We start from the raw sequence: 16,103 nt of genomic DNA, 5'->3' as shown, positions 1-16,103 counted from the left end.
GTCCTATATCATCATTCAGCAAATTGATATAATTTATTACACTAAAAGGCAATAACTGTTTTTGTTTATTCGAATAAAAAGGCATAGTATTCACAAATAAAGACTATTATGCCTGAATTTATTTCCTCAATAAGGAGTGTCGTATGTTTGTTGTAATTTTTGGTCGTCCTGGTTGCCCATATTGTGTCCGAGCTAAACAACTTGCTGAAACCTTGTCTGAAAAACGTGATGACTTTGATTTCCGCTATGTGGATATTCAAGCTGAAGGTATTACCAAAGCAGACTTATCAAAAACTGTCGGTAAACCAGTTGAAACTGTGCCACAAATTTTTATTGATGAAAAACACATTGGTGGCTGCACAGATTTTGAAGCTTATGCGAAAGAGCATTTAGGCATCTATAACTAATTTTTAAAACGCTAAAATACTTTATTTATCAATGTGTTTTAGCGTTTTCATTCTTTTTTACCTACTACTTTCTCCGTTGTTTTTTCCCTTTTCAGACCACTTACTAAAAATATTTCTAATTTTTTTCATTAATTGGCGAACTTTCTTTTTAACTCGTAGTCTGAATTAGTGCCACTGCTTTTCTTTGATGTCCCCAAATATTGAGGAGCCCGATAGTTTCAACCCCTTTTGGTGAAATAACTGTCGGGTTTTTTATTGCCTAAAATTCAGTAACACTCTCCTTGTAATGTCACCACAATACGTCGACGCCCACCGTGATTTCTATGTTCACCTAAATAAATCCCCTGCCATGTACCTAAATTTAATTCCCCTTGGCAAATAGGCACCGACACACTCTGACCAAGTAAACTACTTTTAAGATGGGCAGGCATATCATCACTGCCTTCATAAGTGTGAAGGTAATAAGCTTCATGCTCTTTCACACAGCGATTAAAGAAACTTTCAAAATCACTACGTACAGTCGGATCGGCGTTTTCATTAATGGTTAATGACGCAGAAGTATGTTGAATAAAAAAATGAGCAATACCTATTTTGTATTGTCTGAGTTCGGGTAATTCTTGCAACAGTGCCTGTGTGATTAAATGAAATCCTCTCGGTTTTGCTTGAAGTAAAATCTCTTTTTGAAACCACATTGATTAATACCTTTAAACATATGGGTGATAGATAAAAAAGTGCAATTACTCAAGGGTAAAGTGTTTTTTTAGTCAATTCAGTCAGTCAGCGAAAAAAAACTGACAATTCTTGAAAAAAAGCACAATTAAATAAGAAAATTACTCTTTACCCTGCGCACAGCCTCATTTAACCTTGTGGGATTGACTGATTATGTACCATAAACATTGCCTATCAGCACGATATATATGGAGCTTACTTTGCTGGAACAACTCAATTTAGCCGTATTTTCATTGATGAATGCAACCCCTTCGGCCTCCCCTTTAGAGATTAATGTCGCGATCTTTATTGCTAAATACTTGGTTTACTTGTTCCCTCTGTCTTTAGCTTTCTATTGGCTATGGGGAAATGAAAAGCATATTGATCAGCAAAGGACTTTAGCTTGTAAGGCTGGGGTCGCTCTGATTATTGCCCTCTCTATCTCTTGGTTTATCGGTATGATAGCTCCCCATGATCGCCCTTTTGCAGCCAATATCGGTTATAACTTCCTTGATCATGAGGCAACGCCTTCCTTCCCTAGTAATCATGGTACTTTCGTGTTTACTATCGCACTGGCTTATCTTTTTTGGCATAACAGTAAACGCATTGGCATGCTGATGCTTATTTTAGGTCTTGCGATTGCTTGGGCTCGTATCTATCTTGGCGTCCATTGGCCAATAGATATGGTTGGTGCATTTATTGTTGCTCTCCTCTCTTGTGCATTAAGCCAAATACTTTGGTCACAAGGCGGGAAAAAGTTACAAAAAGCGATCCACCAGCTTTATCAACTCTGCTTTGCATATCCTATTCGCAAAGGTTGGACAAAAGCTTAATCCTATTAGGATAAGAAACAACCGCAAAAGGCCACAGTATTAATGTGGTCTTTTTTATTGTCTTTTTCTGCTATTTAATATAAATAAATAAAGATTTTATATATTAATATATGAATAAAAATATTCTCTATTATTATATTTTTTGTCCAAAAAATAATTTCGTTGTTATTTTAATCAAAATGAAGTTTTTATATTCACTAGAAATAAAATATTTTATGATTTTATTAACAGGAATATTGTACCAAATATAAACAATATTTCTGTTATTGATAAAATAATGAGATAACTATTTTATCAAACAGTAGAAGACCATTAATAAATAATCATATTTTTTTATTTCTATAGGCTTTTAAGTGATTTTTTAGCCAAGTCACAAAATTTATTTTTTATATATAAATCAACATATTATAAAGTTAAAATAATGTTTTAAATGTAAATAAAAATAACCTCATTGATTTAAATCATCTATTTTATAAAAAATAGAAAGCAGGAAAAATAATCATTAACATATGAATATTTCTATATTTAATTTTATTCTAAAAAATAAACAATTTTGGAAAACCATTTCAAAATGTTTATAAAAAGCACAAAGTATAAAAAATGTTACATTTAGCGATTTTTTAGTTATATTTAGCATTTGAGATGGTGATCACGGTAGTTTATCCTGAAAAACACTATATTCTGCCCATCTAAAGTCTAGATATAAACTTATTGAATATTTTTTCAAATTTTAGAAGATTTTTATTCTTTTAAAATCTAGCTTTTTTAGTATGTGGTAATTGAAGATATTGAGATAACACCAGGCACTCAATGCGCTCATTTATTCATAATAAAATTTATGCAGTGATTGCTTTGTAAAAAGGCAATGACTCACTTTATTTTTCATTATTTTTTTACCGCGTTATTTCGGAGAGTATTATGGATACAACCAAAGCTGGTTCTATCGCACAGGGTAATACCCAAAGTGATTACAAAACATGGCGTAAGTCAGACACAGTATGGATGCTCGGTTTGTATGGTACAGCTATCGGTGCTGGCGTTCTGTTTTTACCTATCAATGCCGGGATTGGTGGCTTAATTCCTCTGTTGATTATGTTAGTACTTGCTTTTCCTATGACCTTTTTTGCACACCGTGGTATGTGTCGCTTTGTGCTATCAGGTAAAAATCCAGGTGAAGATATTACTGAAGTGGTTGAAGAACACTTTGGTAAAACAGCAGGTGTATTAATCACTCTGCTCTATTTCTTTGCTATTTATCCTATCTTGTTGGTTTACAGTGTCGCTATCACTAATACGGTAGAAAGCTTTATTGTTCACCAAATGCATATGACAGCACCACCTCGTGCGATTTTATCACTGGTACTGATTGTCGGTATTATGTGTATCATTCGCTTTGGTGAACAAGCTATTGTTAAAGCAATGAGTGTCTTAGTATTCCCATTCGTTGCCATCTTGATGGTACTTGCTTTATACCTCATTCCTGAATGGAATGGTGCCATTCTTGATACGCTCTCTTTTGATCACGCCTCAACTTCTGGTATGAGCCAAGGCTTGTTAGTAACCTTATGGTTAGCTATCCCTGTGATGGTGTTCTCTTTTAACCACTCACCAATCATCTCTGCTTTTGCTGTGGCAAAACGCGAAGAGTACGGTGACAATGCAGAGAAAAAATGTTCACGCATCTTAGCTTATGCTCATATCATGATGGTGATCACTGTTATGTTCTTCGTGTTTAGCTGCGTATTTAGCTTAACACCAGAAAATTTAGCAGAAGCAAAAGAGCAAAACATCAGTATTCTGTCTTATCTTGCTAACCACTTTGAAGCACCCGTTATCGCTTACATTGCACCTTTCATTGCCTTTGTTGCGATTACTAAATCTTTCTTAGGTCACTATTTAGGGGCTCGTGAAGGTTTCAATGGCTTAATTATCAAAGGGATGCGCGGAATTGGTAAGAATGTCGAAAAAGATCGTTTAAACAAAATCACAGCTCTGTTTATGTTGGTTACAACGTGGATCGTTGCAACATTAAACCCAAGTATCCTTGGTATGATTGAAACACTGGGTGGCCCAATCATCGCAATGTTACTGTTCTTAATGCCTATGTATGCTATCCGTAAAGTACCAGCGATGAAAAAATATCAAGGCCATATTAGCAACGTATTTGTTGTTATCATGGGTCTGATTGCAATCTCAGCGGTTTTCTACACCTTAGGTAACACTTTCATTAATTATTTCTTTAACTAATAAGTTTATCGATGGCTACTTTCTAAAATGAAAGTAGCCATATCGCTACAGTCTACAAAACAGTTTTCATTCTAATAACACACAGTGCGCCTTTAAATTAGGGAGGCGAATATTATGGTTAGCGTTTTTGATATTTTTAAAATCGGTATTGGACCTTCAAGCTCACACACGGTAGGCCCAATGAAAGCAGGTAAAGAATTTGTCGATTTACTTGCTGAGAAAAACCTTCTCTCCTCTGTTTCCCGCGTAGTCGTTGATGTGTATGGCTCTTTATCTCTAACAGGTAAAGGTCACGCAACAGACATCGCGATTATTATGGGATTAGCCGGTAATTTACCTGATACGGTTGATATTGACGCTATCGCACCTTTTATTAAACAAGTCGAAAATACCGGACGTTTGATGTTAGCTAATGGTGCTCAAGAGGTTGATTTCCCCGCGGTTGGAGGCATGAATTTTCATAAAAGTAATTTACCTCTTCATGAAAATGGTATGACTATCAGCGCCTATAATGGCGAACAACTTCTGTTGAAAAAAACCTATTACTCCATTGGTGGCGGCTTTATTGTTGATGAAGAGCATTTTGGTCAGCCCGAAGAGAATAAAGTTGAAGTACCTTATCCTTATCAATATGCTGCTGATTTACGACGTCACTGTAAGGAAACCGGTCTCTCTCTTTCTGCACTGGTGATGCAAAATGAGCTTGCATTACGCAGTAAAGAAGAGATCTCAGCCCATTTTGCTGCCGTTTGGGAGGTAATGAAATCAGGTATCGAGCGCGGTGTTAATACCGAAGGCTTATTACCGGGACCATTACGTGTTCCTCGTCGCGCGTCTGCATTACGTCGTATGTTAGTGACTGAAGATAAAACCACCACCGATCCTATGACAGTGGTTGATTGGATCAATATGTTTGCATTAGCCGTAAACGAAGAAAATGCCGCCGGTGGACGTGTTGTAACAGCACCCACTAATGGCGCATGCGGTATTATTCCTGCCGTACTCTCCTATTACGATAAATTTATTCGCCCAGTCAACGAAAACTCTTATACACGCTTTTTCTTAGTAGCCGGTGTTATTGGGTCGCTGTACAAAATGAATGCCTCTATTTCCGGTGCTGAAGTGGGTTGTCAAGGTGAAGTCGGTGTAGCCTGCTCAATGGCTGCAGGGGCTTTAACTGAACTGCTAGGGGGTAGTCCTGAGCAAGTCTGTATTGCGGCTGAAATCGCAATGGAGCATAACTTAGGTCTTACTTGTGATCCGGTTGCAGGACAAGTACAGGTGCCTTGTATCGAGCGTAATGCTATTGCCGCCGTACAAGCGGTAAACTCAGCACGGATGGCGCTTCGTCGTGTCAGTGATCCACGTATCTGTTTAGATAAAGTCATCGAGACTATGTATGAAACAGGTAAAGATATTAATTCTAAATATCGTGAAACATCACAAGGTGGCTTAGCCATTAAAGTCTCTTGCGATTAATTTAACACTTTGACATGATTGTTACCCATAAACCAATGCCAGCTTTTGCTGGCATTATTTATTTTTGCTCCCCCGTCCTATATCTCTTCAATCACATCATAATAATTTTATATTTTTTATCACAATGGCAGTATCATGTGACACCGAGCATATCTTCTAAAGTCCAATATCTATAAACCTATAAATCTATTGGTCATATTTATATTATTAGCTAAAGTTGATTAATTAGAGGGTTATTCGCTCAATAAGTAGCAACAGAGCGACACATTTTTTCTTGATCTGTTGAATCGATAGCATTGATGCATTATCACTCATGTAGCTCTACACGGGATAAAAAGAGAACCAAAATGAAATCAGATATTGAAATTTCCCATCAAGCACCGCTTTTACCCATCCAAGATATTGCTAAAAAAATAAATGTAGACCAAGACGATATTGAATTTTATGGCAAATACAAAGCCAAGTTTAGCCAGAGTATTTGGTCAAAAATCACCTCAAAAAAACAGGGTAAATTGGTGCTTGTCACTTCCATTAATCCCACACCAGCAGGTGAAGGTAAAACCACCGTTACGGTAGGATTAGGACAAGCCCTTAATCAATTAGGCAAAAGTGCCATTATTGCATTACGCGAACCCTCCTTAGGCCCTTGTTTTGGTCTAAAAGGAGGAGCGGCTGGCGGTGGATATTCACAAGTTGTACCGATGGAAGATCTCAATCTTCATTTTACCGGTGATTTTCATGCTATCACCTCTGCAAATAATTTATTAGCAGCGATGTTAGATAACTCGCTTTATCAAGGTAATCCCCTTAACATTAATCCTAAAAAGATTATTTTTAAGCGCTGTATGGATATGAATGATCGCGCACTACGTCATTTAGTGATTGGATTAGGTGGCGACAAAGATGGGGTGGTTAGAGAAGATAGCTTTGTTATCACCGTTGCTAGCGAAATTATGTCTATCCTTTGTTTAGCAAAAGATATTAATGATTTAAAACAGCGCTTAGCACGTATCATCGTTGCATATAACTATGAAGGCGAGCCTGTTAGTGCTGAAGATCTCAACGCTGTCGGCGCTATGGCAACTTTACTTAAAGATGCCCTTAATCCTAATTTAGTACAAACGTTAGAAAATACCCCCGCGATTATTCATGGTGGCCCTTTTGCCAACATTGCCCATGGCTGTAATAGCCTAAGAGCGACTAAACTTGCTCTTCAACTGGCTGATATCACTGTAACAGAAGCGGGATTTGGTGCTGATCTAGGTGCGGAAAAATTCTTTGATATCAAATGTCGCATAGGCGACTTACAACCAGACTGTGCAGTTTTAGTCGTTACCACTAAGGCATTAAAATATAATGGTGGCTTAGGCAAAACACAGTGGGATCACGAAAATCTCACCGCTTTAGCAACGGGGATCGAAAATCTAGGTAAGCATATTGAAAATCTGAAAAAATATGGTGTTCCGGTTATTGTTACAGTAAATGCTTATGTGACAGACTCTGCTAAAGAGCATGAATTTATCGCCCAATATTGCCAGCAAAGAGGATGTCGTTTTGCCATTAGTCAAGTATGGGAAAAAGGTGGCGCGGGTGGTATTGAATTAGCCAATCAGGTTATTGATACACTAGAAAATGATGCACCACAGTTTCAATTACTCTACCCTGATAATATGCCTTTAAAGCAAAAGATAGAGACCATTGCTCAAGAAATTTATGGTGCAAAAGGGGTGACTTACAATGCTAACGCCCAAGAGATGCTAACAAAAATCGAGGATATGGGCTTTGGCCATTTCCCTATTTGTATGGCAAAAACGCAATATTCTCTATCAGATGATCCCGCATTACTTGGTCGCCCGACTGATTTTACCATTAATATCCGGGAAGTGTATGTCAGTGCTGGTGCAGGCTTTGTTGTTTCATTAACGGGCACAATAAATACGATGCCAGGATTACCTAAAAAACCGGCAGCAATGGCGATGGACGTTGATGATCATGGGGCAATAAAAGGACTGTTCTAAGGCACTTAAAACCTACTCAATAAAGAATGCCAGTTAATACTGGCATTCTTATTTTAAATGGGTGAGTTTTTCAGTAATTATGAACTTAATTAACCAAAAAGCGCATTAAACCAACCAGAGACTGTTTTAACCACAAAGTCCCAGATACGACTAAAGAAACCACCTTCTTCAACCGCTTCTTTTACCACTAATGGGCGCTGCTCAATCACTTCATCGTTTAGTAAGAAATTCACTGTTCCTACTACTTGATTTTGTGTTAATGGTGCTTCTAATTCGGGGTTAGTCAATGTAAAAGAGGCTTTTAAGTTCTTTAGCTCTCCTTTAGGAATGGTGATTGATGCATCTTTAGCAACACCTAAAGCCACTTCACCTTTATCGCCATACCATACTTTTTGCGTAGTCAGGGGCACGTTCTCTTTTACAGGTGTCACGGTTTCAAAAAAGCGGAAACCCCAGCCGAGTAATCTTTCACTTTCAGCAAAACGCACTTTATCTGATGGCGCCCCTAAAACCACTGCAATCAGACGCATATTTCCTTCGGTTGCCGAAGAGACAAGGTTATAGCCAGCCCCATTGGTATGCCCGGTTTTTACACCGTCGACATTCATATTTTTATTCCACAATAGACGGTTACGATTTGGCTGGCGAATATTGTTGAAGGTAAATTCTTTTTCTTTATGAATATCATATTCTGAAGGTACATCGCGGATCATGGCAGCTGTTAATAACGCCATATCTTGTGCTGTGGTGTACTGCCCTTCAGAATCTAGACCGTGTACTGTTTTAAAGTGAGTGTTTTTTAAACCTAAATTCGCGGCATAGGTATTCATAAGATCAACAAAGGTTTCTTGGCTACCGGCAACATGTTCTGCCAACGCAATACTGGCATCATTACCAGATTGGATCACCATACCTCGATTTAAGTCGATCACTTTAACTCGATCGCCTGGTTTTAAAAACATCAAGGATGAGCCCTTTAAAACAGGATTACCCGTCGCCCAAGCATTGCGCCCAACAATAACAATATCATCGGGCGACATACGTCCCTCTTTTATCGCTTGTCCTACCACATAACTACTCATTATTTTGGTTAGACTGGCAGGATCTAGGCGCTCTTCAGGCTTCTCTGAAGCAAGTATTTTTCCACTGTTATAATCCATTAATACGTAAGATTTAGCCTCAATTTGAGGCGGCACAGGATTATTCACCGCAAAAGTAGGACTAGAAATAATTAGCAGTAAACCCATTCCCGCGGTAACCTTAGCCAATACGGATGGAAGATTTGTTTTCATTACCGATCACCCTTTTATATCAATTTGTTAAAGCTTTCCTACTATAGGGCTTTATGGAATAAGACGCCAACATTGATAGATAAAGATTTATCTTATATTCATATTTAACGCCCTACAGAGGGAATTTTTGTTACTTATCGTGGTTTAGGAGACCTTTATGTTAAAAGTCTGGGGTAGAAAAAACTCATCGAACGTTAAAAAAGTCCTGTGGTGTTTAAAAGAGCTTCAAGCTCCTTACGAACAAATTGATGTCGGAGGCCCTTTTGGTGGACTTCATGAGGCCAACTATTTAGCACTCAATCCCAATGCATCTATTCCTACCTTACAAGATGATGATTTTGCCTTATGGGAGTCAAATACCATAATTCGTTATTTATGTACCAAATATGAAAATTATCATCTCTACCCAACCGATGTAAAGCAACGCGCAAACGTTGAAAAATGGATGGATTGGTCGAATGGTAGCCTTTTTTCTCCAATCCAACAAATGATGATAAATCTTGTTCGCACACCAAAAGAGCAGCAAGATCCACAGCTTGTACAGAGCCTAAAAGCGAAATTAAACCAACTGATCAAAATTGCCGATGATCAACTGGCTAAAACAGCTTATTTTGCCGGTGACTATTTTTCATTAGCTGATATCGCTATTGCTCCTTTGGTATACCCATGGCTAGAGGTTTGCCAAGAAGGTGCAAATTATCCACATCTACAACGCTGGTTTGCACAATTAAGTGAAAATCAGATCTTCCGTGATGTCGTTTTACTGCCGGTAAATTAACTCATTGGCATTTTGTCGGGATCAGGATAGTGATAATGGAATCCGAGATCTCGGCAAATCTCCTGACCGTCGATCTCTCGTGCTGGCGGTTTATCTTCTAGAGCAAATTCAGGGGGAGTAAGATCTAACTGTGCAGCAACACGGCTGTAAAAATCTTTCTTTTTAGGATGAATAGGGGCACATAAATTATATAAACGGCCTCCTTCATTTTGAGCAAGCAGTTGCTCTATCGCAAAAATAACATCGTCTAAATGCACTAAATTGACACTCTGATGTGCACCTTTGACCTGTTTTTTACCGGATAAAAAGCGTCCTGCATGACGACCAGGCCCAACTAACCCCGCCAAACGTAAAATATCGACGGTCGTAAGTGGTAAGCGATGTAACCAATTTTCAACTTCCGCTATCATCTTAGCGGATTGCGTTTCCGGCCTAATATCAACTTCTTCTGTAATAACACCACTTTGATTGCCATATACTGAAGTAGAGCTAATATAAATCACTCTTGTCACATGCCGAGACATGGCGCTATCCACTAATGTTTGTATCCCTTCAACATAATCATATCCTCCCCCCGCCGCACTGGGAGGTAATGTAATAATCAGTACGTCAGTTTCCATTAAGTAATCAAAATCATCTCTATCACACTCAATAGCCGGTGTTAAATTCATTAGACAACAATCAACACCACTCATTCGTGCTGCTTCTACACCATCTTCTGTGGTTTTTGTTCCTTTTACTTGATACCCCGCTTCACGCAAGGCATTGGCAAGTGGTAATCCTAACCAACCTAATCCGACTATCGTGATCCGTTTCATTTTCTACCCCTACTTTCATGGCTTATTTAAATTATGTAACAAAACTTAATTTTATCCATTACTGATAAAAACTGCTTAAGCGTTATATATATTTAGCCTGCTTTAATATACTGGCGCACTTACTCGGTTAAGTAAAGAAAAGAAATATTAAAATTCTCTAAAAAACATAAGGTTACAATTTATTTAAATTATTATTAAAAAATAGGTTGCTTTTTACTTTATAAATCAGGTAGGTTGAAAGGCAGACAAATTCTAAATACTGGTTAATTATTTATAACGGGTATTTTTATTCGCTAGGAAAACATTATGTATAGCATTCAATTAAACCACCATCATCACCATCATCCTGACTAGTCTTTCAGGCGATGAGTGCTGGAAGACGTTTAGGTAACGCTTCCGGTGGTCTGAGTGCAGACAATAAAATAAAAACCCCGGAAGGCAACTTCCGGGGTTTTTTTATAGCTAAATTTCATAACAAGAATACGGACAAAGATAGGGTAACATTATGTTAGATAAAGCAAGATTACGAATTGCCATGCAAAAATCAGGTCGTTTAAGTGATGATTCACGAGCACTTTTAGCGCGTTGTGGCATTAAAATAAACTTAAACCAACAACGCCTTATCGCTTATGCGGAAAATATGCCTATCGATATTTTACGTGTCAGAGATGATGATATCCCCGGTTTAGTGATGGACGGAGTGGTTGATTTAGGCATTATTGGTGAAAACGTATTAGAAGAAGAATTACTAAAACGCCGAGCACAAGGAGAAAATCCAAGTTATATCACACTGCGTCGTCTTGACTTTGGTGCTTGCCGTTTATCTCTTGCTGCACCGGTTGATTTTGATTATCAAGGGGTTGAATGCCTCAATAATACCCGTATTGCCACCTCTTACCCTAATCTATTAAAACGTTATTTAGACCAAAAAGGGATCACCTTTAAATCTTGCTTATTAAATGGCTCCGTTGAAGTCGCACCTCGAGCCGGTCTGGCTGATTCTATTTGTGATTTAGTTTCTACTGGCGCCACATTAGAAGCCAATGGATTAAAAGAAGTAGAAGTTATTTATCGTTCTAAAGCTTGTTTAATTCAACGTGACGGTGAAATGGACGCAACAAAACAAGCCCTTATCGATCGCTTAATGACGCGTATTCAAGGAGTTATTCAAGCGCGCGAATCAAAATACATTATGTTACACGCGCCAAGTGATTGCCTTGAAGATGTTATCGCCCTATTACCGGGTGCTGAGCGCCCGACCATCCTTCCTTTAGCGGGTGATCAAAATCGAGTAGCAATGCACATGGTCAGCAGTGAAACCCTCTTTTGGGAAACGATGGAAAAACTAAAAGCATTAGGGGCAAGTTCAATTCTTGTTTTACCAATTGAAAAAATGATGGAATAAGGTGAGATGATGAAAACGGCGTTTAATACATTAAACTTCTGGGATAAATGCACCCAACAGCAACAACAACAGCTACTCACTCGCCCAGCGATATCCGCATCAGCGTCTATTACAGAGCAAGTTGCTACGATTATTTCTCAGGTACGCAACGATGGGGATAAAGCCCTTAAGGCACTGAGTCAAAAATATGATAAAGCGGCTCCCGATAGCGTATTGGTGACAAAAACACAGATTGACGTGGCTTGTGCAAGGCTCAATAACGAAATCAAACAAGCAATAGCGCAAGCCATGAGCAATATACGCCGTTTTCATGAAGCGCAAATTCCTAAAACCATTGAGGTAGAAACGCAACCTGGTGTATTTTGCCAACAAGTCAGTCGCCCTATTGATGCAGTAGGACTTTATATTCCCGGAGGATCAGCGCCTTTACTCTCAACTGTGATGATGTTGGGGCTACCGGCCCGTATTGCCGGTTGTCGCAAAATAATTTTATGCTCTCCGCCACCGATTGCTGATGAAATTTTGTATATTGCGCAACAAATTGGTATTGATGAAATATTCCAAGTCGGTGGTGCTCAAGCCATTGCTGCGATGGCTTTTGGTACAGAGTCTATCCCAAAGGTAGATAAAATTTTCGGCCCGGGAAATGCCTATGTGACAGAAGCAAAACGCCAAGTCAGCCAATCGCTACAAGGTGCGGCTATTGATATGCCAGCCGGCCCTTCGGAAGTATTAGTGATTGCTGATGCCGATGCTCATCCTGCCTTTATTGCCGCTGATTTACTATCACAAGCAGAGCACGGTCCTGACTCACAAGTGGTGCTATTAACCCCAGATGAAGCCCTTGCCAAAGCGGTCATTAGCGAGACGCAAGCCCAATTAACACAATTAACTCGCGCAGAAATAGCACAACAAGCCTTAGCCGAAAGTCGTGTCATTATCACCCGTGATCTCAACCAATGTATTGAAATCAGTAATCGCTATGGGCCTGAACACTTAATTATTCAGACTAATGATGCAGACTCACTTGTTGATAGCATTACTAGCGCCGGCTCAGTGTTCTTAGGGGCTTGGTCTCCTGAATCGGCGGGAGATTACGCTTCTGGCACCAATCACGTACTACCTACATACGGTTATACCGCCACCTATTCGAGTTTAGGCTTAGCCGATTTTATGAAGCGTATGACCATACAAAAACTGACTGCTCAAGGTTTGGCTGATTTAGCCAATACCATTGAAATATTAGCGCAAGCAGAGCAATTAACTGCACATAAAAATGCCGTCACACTTCGCGTTAACGCCTTGGCTCAAGGAGATAACTAGCTATGAACACGCCCTTTGATATTACCCTATTAGCCAGAAAAAATGTTCGCCAGTTAACCCCTTATCAATCAGCGAGACGTTTAGGTGGAAATGGCTCGGTTTGGTTAAATGCCAATGAATACCCTACCGCTCCTGACTTTACGTTTAATGAAAAAAATTTAAACCGCTACCCTGAGTGTCAGCCGGTTAACGTAATTAATCGCTATGCAGCATATGCAGGCGTCCAACCTGAGCAAGTGTTAGTTAGCCGAGGTGCCGATGAAGCGATAGAACTACTGATCCGTGCTTTTTGTGAGCCTGGTAAAGATGCTGTTCTCTATTGTCCACCCACTTATGGTATGTACAGCGTCAGTGCGGAAACCTTTGGTGTAGAACAGCGTGTTGTCCCTGCTCTTGCTGATTGGGAGCCTGATGTCAAAGCCATTGCATCACAACTTGATAATGTAAAACTTATCTACCTATGTAGTCCCAATAACCCAACAGGCAATATCGTTGATCCTTCACTGATCCGCGAAGTATTAGCATTAGCAAAAGATAAAGCCATTGTGGCTATTGACGAAGCTTATATTGAGTTTTGTCCTCAAGCATCACTAGTCACTTGGTTAAAAGAGTATCCGAATTTAGTCATTTTGCGAACTCTCTCTAAAGCTTTTGCATTAGCGGGACTGCGTTGTGGCTTTGCACTTGCCAATTCACCTGTTATTGAATTATTACTTAAGGTGATCGCCCCTTACCCACTTTCTACCCCGGTTGCTGATATTGCGGCACAAGCATTAACTGACCAAGGTATAGAAGCGATGAAACAACGGGTAACGGAAATTGTACGCAATAGAACATATTTAGCGGATGCACTAAAAAATTTACCCAATGTTGAACAGGTTTATTGTAGTGAAACCAACTATATTTTAGTGAAATTCACTGATGCTGATTGTGTTTTCCGCAGTTTATGGGAGCAAGGGATTATTTTACGCGATCAACAGCGTCAATATGGGCTGGCAGGTTGTTTACGCATCTCTATCGGTACGCGTCAAGAGTGTGATAGCGTGATAACCGCTATAAAAAATAGGCAAACGGCAAACGTATAAACATCACCAATGATAACAATAAAAATCACCACTGAGGGATCTCAACCATGAGCCAGAAAATTCTTTTTATCGATCGTGATGGTACTTTGATCACAGAGCCACCAACCGATCACCAAGTTGATAGTCTCAATAAGCTTGCCTTTGAAAATGGCGTTATTCCCGCATTACTCAACTTACAACAGGCGGGCTATAAGCTTATTATGATCACCAATCAAGATGGGCTTGGTACAGACAGTTTTCCACAAGCGGACTTTGAACCCCCTCATAATCTCATGATGCAGGTTTTTTCTTCACAAGGTATTGTTTTTAATGAAGTATTAATCTGCCCTCATAAACCTGAAGACAACTGTCCTTGTCGTAAACCTGAAACAGGGTTAGTCACCCAATATCTGGTTGAAAGTGCTCTTGATAAAACCAATAGCTATGTGATTGGTGATAGACAAACCGATCTACAATTAGCTGAAAATATGGGGATCAACGGATTACGTTATAACGCCAATGAATTAAGCTGGTCAGCTATCAGTGAATTGCTGACGAAAAAAGATCGCTACTCCCACGTTGAACGTAAAACCAAAGAGACACAAATTGCCATTGATATCTGGCTTGATCGTGAAGGCGAGAGCCAAATTAGCACTGGAGTTGGTTTTTTTGATCATATGCTAGATCAAATTGCCACCCACGGTGGCTTTCGTATGAATATCAATGTACAAGGGGATTTAGTCATTGACGATCACCACACCGTTGAAGATACAGGCCTTGCACTCGGCGAAGCACTGCGAGAAGCATTAGGTAATAAACGCGGCATTGCACGTTTTGGTTTTACTTTGCCTATGGATGAGTGCCTAGCAAGTTGTGCGCTAGATATTTCTGGACGCCCTCACCTTGAATATAAAGCAGAATTTAAATATCAGCGCGTTGGTGATTTAAGCACAGAGATGATTGAGCACTTTTTCCGCTCTCTCTCTTACACTATGGGCTGCACTCTACACTTAAAATCAAAAGGCAAAAACGATCACCACAAAGCAGAAAGTCTGTTTAAAGTATTTGGTCGTACCTTACGCCAAGCTATTCGTGTTGAAGGAAATACCTTACCCAGTTCAAAAGGTGTGCTGTGATGAAAGTCGTCATTCTTGATACAGGTTGTGCTAATTTAGCCTCGGTTGCGTACGCCGTACAAAGGCTAGGTTACGATCCAATTATTTCTTATGAAAAAAATATCGTGTTATCTGCTGATAAACTGTTTCTCCCCGGGGTGGGAACAGCCAGTGCCGCTATGGAACAACTAAAAGCCCGTGAACTTATCCCTTTAATTAAAGCGTTAACCCAGCCCGTATTAGGCATTTGCTTAGGGATGCAAATTTTGGCCTCTCTGAGTGAAGAAGGTCACAATATCCCTCTATTAGGATTAGTTGACGGTAATATCAATAAACTTGATACCAAAGGATTACCCTTACCGCATATGGGTTGGGATCAGGTATTAGCAAAACCCGCTCACCCTCTATTTCGCAATATTGACAGCGACGCTTGGTTCTATTTTGTTCACAGCTATGGTTTAGGGCTCAATGACTCAACCATAGCCGAAACAGAATATGGTTCACGCTTTAGCAGTGCCATTCAGAAAGATAATTTCTATGGGGTGCAATTTCACCCTGAACGCTCAGGAAAAGCGGGTGCTCAACTGATTAAGAATTTTTTGGAGATGTAACGCGT

At 39.4% G+C, this 16,103-nt stretch carries 14 protein-coding genes and 1 other annotated feature; of the genes, 11 read left to right on the top strand and 3 right to left on the bottom strand.

The window, feature by feature from the left end:
• Window positions 1–143: 143 nt before the first annotated feature.
• Window positions 144–407, top strand: coding sequence for a GrxA family glutaredoxin (locus tag PMI_RS03320; protein ID WP_004244541.1), 264 nt, complete (start codon window positions 144–146; stop codon window positions 405–407).
• Window positions 408–673: 266 nt separating this feature from the next.
• Here the strand turns inward: PMI_RS03320 and PMI_RS03315 are convergent, their stop codons facing one another.
• Window positions 674–1,099 (bottom strand): secondary thiamine-phosphate synthase enzyme YjbQ, encoded by a 426-nt coding sequence (locus PMI_RS03315; protein WP_004252055.1) that lies wholly within the window; start codon window positions 1,097–1,099, stop codon window positions 674–676.
• Window positions 1,100–1,336: 237 nt separating this feature from the next.
• Here PMI_RS03315 and ybjG point away from each other — a divergent pair, with 237 nt between their 5' ends.
• The 4 genes from ybjG (at window position 1,337) to PMI_RS03295 (ending at window position 7,692) form a co-directional block, all read left to right on the top strand.
• Window positions 1,337–1,948, top strand: coding sequence for an undecaprenyl-diphosphate phosphatase (gene ybjG, locus PMI_RS03310; RefSeq protein ID WP_004247606.1), 612 nt, complete (start codon window positions 1,337–1,339; stop codon window positions 1,946–1,948).
• A gap of 918 nt (window positions 1,949–2,866) precedes the next feature.
• A complete protein-coding gene (locus PMI_RS03305; protein WP_004244537.1) occupies window positions 2,867–4,195 on the top strand; it encodes an HAAAP family serine/threonine permease in 1,329 nt (442 codons plus the stop codon).
• Between the two features lie 114 nt (window positions 4,196–4,309).
• Window positions 4,310–5,674 (top strand): L-serine ammonia-lyase, encoded by a 1,365-nt coding sequence (locus PMI_RS03300; RefSeq protein WP_004244536.1) that lies wholly within the window; start codon window positions 4,310–4,312, stop codon window positions 5,672–5,674.
• A gap of 347 nt (window positions 5,675–6,021) precedes the next feature.
• On the top strand, window positions 6,022–7,692 hold the full coding sequence (locus tag PMI_RS03295; protein ID WP_012367694.1) for a formate--tetrahydrofolate ligase: 1,671 nt from the start codon (window positions 6,022–6,024) through the stop codon (window positions 7,690–7,692).
• Window positions 7,693–7,781: 89 nt separating this feature from the next.
• On the opposite strand, the gene PMI_RS03290 is transcribed toward PMI_RS03295, so the two are convergent.
• Complete coding sequence (locus PMI_RS03290) at window positions 7,782–8,984, bottom strand: serine hydrolase (RefSeq protein WP_004247605.1); 1,203 nt, start codon at window positions 8,982–8,984, stop codon at window positions 7,782–7,784.
• Between the two features lie 157 nt (window positions 8,985–9,141).
• Here PMI_RS03290 and PMI_RS03285 point away from each other — a divergent pair, with 157 nt between their 5' ends.
• Window positions 9,142–9,762: a glutathione S-transferase family protein gene (locus tag PMI_RS03285; RefSeq protein ID WP_004244532.1), complete on the top strand. Its 621-nt coding sequence runs from the start codon at window positions 9,142–9,144 to the stop codon at window positions 9,760–9,762.
• Here PMI_RS03285 and PMI_RS03280 read toward each other — a convergent pair.
• Window positions 9,759–10,580, bottom strand: coding sequence for an SDR family oxidoreductase (locus tag PMI_RS03280; protein ID WP_004244530.1), 822 nt, complete (start codon window positions 10,578–10,580; stop codon window positions 9,759–9,761). The two genes, PMI_RS03285 and PMI_RS03280, sit on opposite strands and share 4 nt — an antisense overlap.
• A 329-nt stretch (window positions 10,581–10,909) precedes the next feature.
• Window positions 10,910–11,041: a sequence feature (His leader region), on the top strand.
• 44 nt (window positions 11,042–11,085) lie between these two features.
• Between PMI_RS03280 and hisG the strand changes: the two genes are divergently transcribed.
• From hisG to hisH, 5 genes are read left to right on the top strand one after another with little or no spacing between them, the layout of a single operon-like run.
• A complete protein-coding gene (gene hisG, locus PMI_RS03275) occupies window positions 11,086–11,985 on the top strand; it encodes an ATP phosphoribosyltransferase (protein WP_004244529.1) in 900 nt (299 codons plus the stop codon).
• A 6-nt stretch (window positions 11,986–11,991) separates the two neighbouring features.
• Complete coding sequence (hisD, locus tag PMI_RS03270) at window positions 11,992–13,308, top strand: histidinol dehydrogenase (protein ID WP_012367692.1); 1,317 nt, start codon at window positions 11,992–11,994, stop codon at window positions 13,306–13,308.
• A 2-nt stretch (window positions 13,309–13,310) separates the two neighbouring features.
• Window positions 13,311–14,393 (top strand): histidinol-phosphate transaminase, encoded by a 1,083-nt coding sequence (gene hisC / locus PMI_RS03265; protein ID WP_012367691.1) that lies wholly within the window; start codon window positions 13,311–13,313, stop codon window positions 14,391–14,393.
• A gap of 47 nt (window positions 14,394–14,440) precedes the next feature.
• Window positions 14,441–15,508, top strand: a complete 1,068-nt coding sequence (gene hisB / locus PMI_RS03260; RefSeq protein ID WP_012367690.1) for a bifunctional histidinol-phosphatase/imidazoleglycerol-phosphate dehydratase HisB — start codon at window positions 14,441–14,443, stop codon at window positions 15,506–15,508.
• On the top strand, window positions 15,508–16,098 hold the full coding sequence (gene hisH, locus PMI_RS03255) for an imidazole glycerol phosphate synthase subunit HisH (protein WP_004244525.1): 591 nt from the start codon (window positions 15,508–15,510) through the stop codon (window positions 16,096–16,098). The genes hisB and hisH overlap by 1 nt, the downstream gene beginning before the upstream one ends.
• The last annotated feature ends 5 nt before the right edge of the window (window positions 16,099–16,103 follow it).

The organism is Proteus mirabilis HI4320, assembly GCF_000069965.1.
Taxonomy (GTDB): Bacteria; Pseudomonadota; Gammaproteobacteria; order Enterobacterales; family Enterobacteriaceae; genus Proteus; species Proteus mirabilis.
The sequence above is the reverse complement of the archived record's forward strand: the minus strand, read 5'-3'. Positions and strand labels throughout refer to the sequence as shown.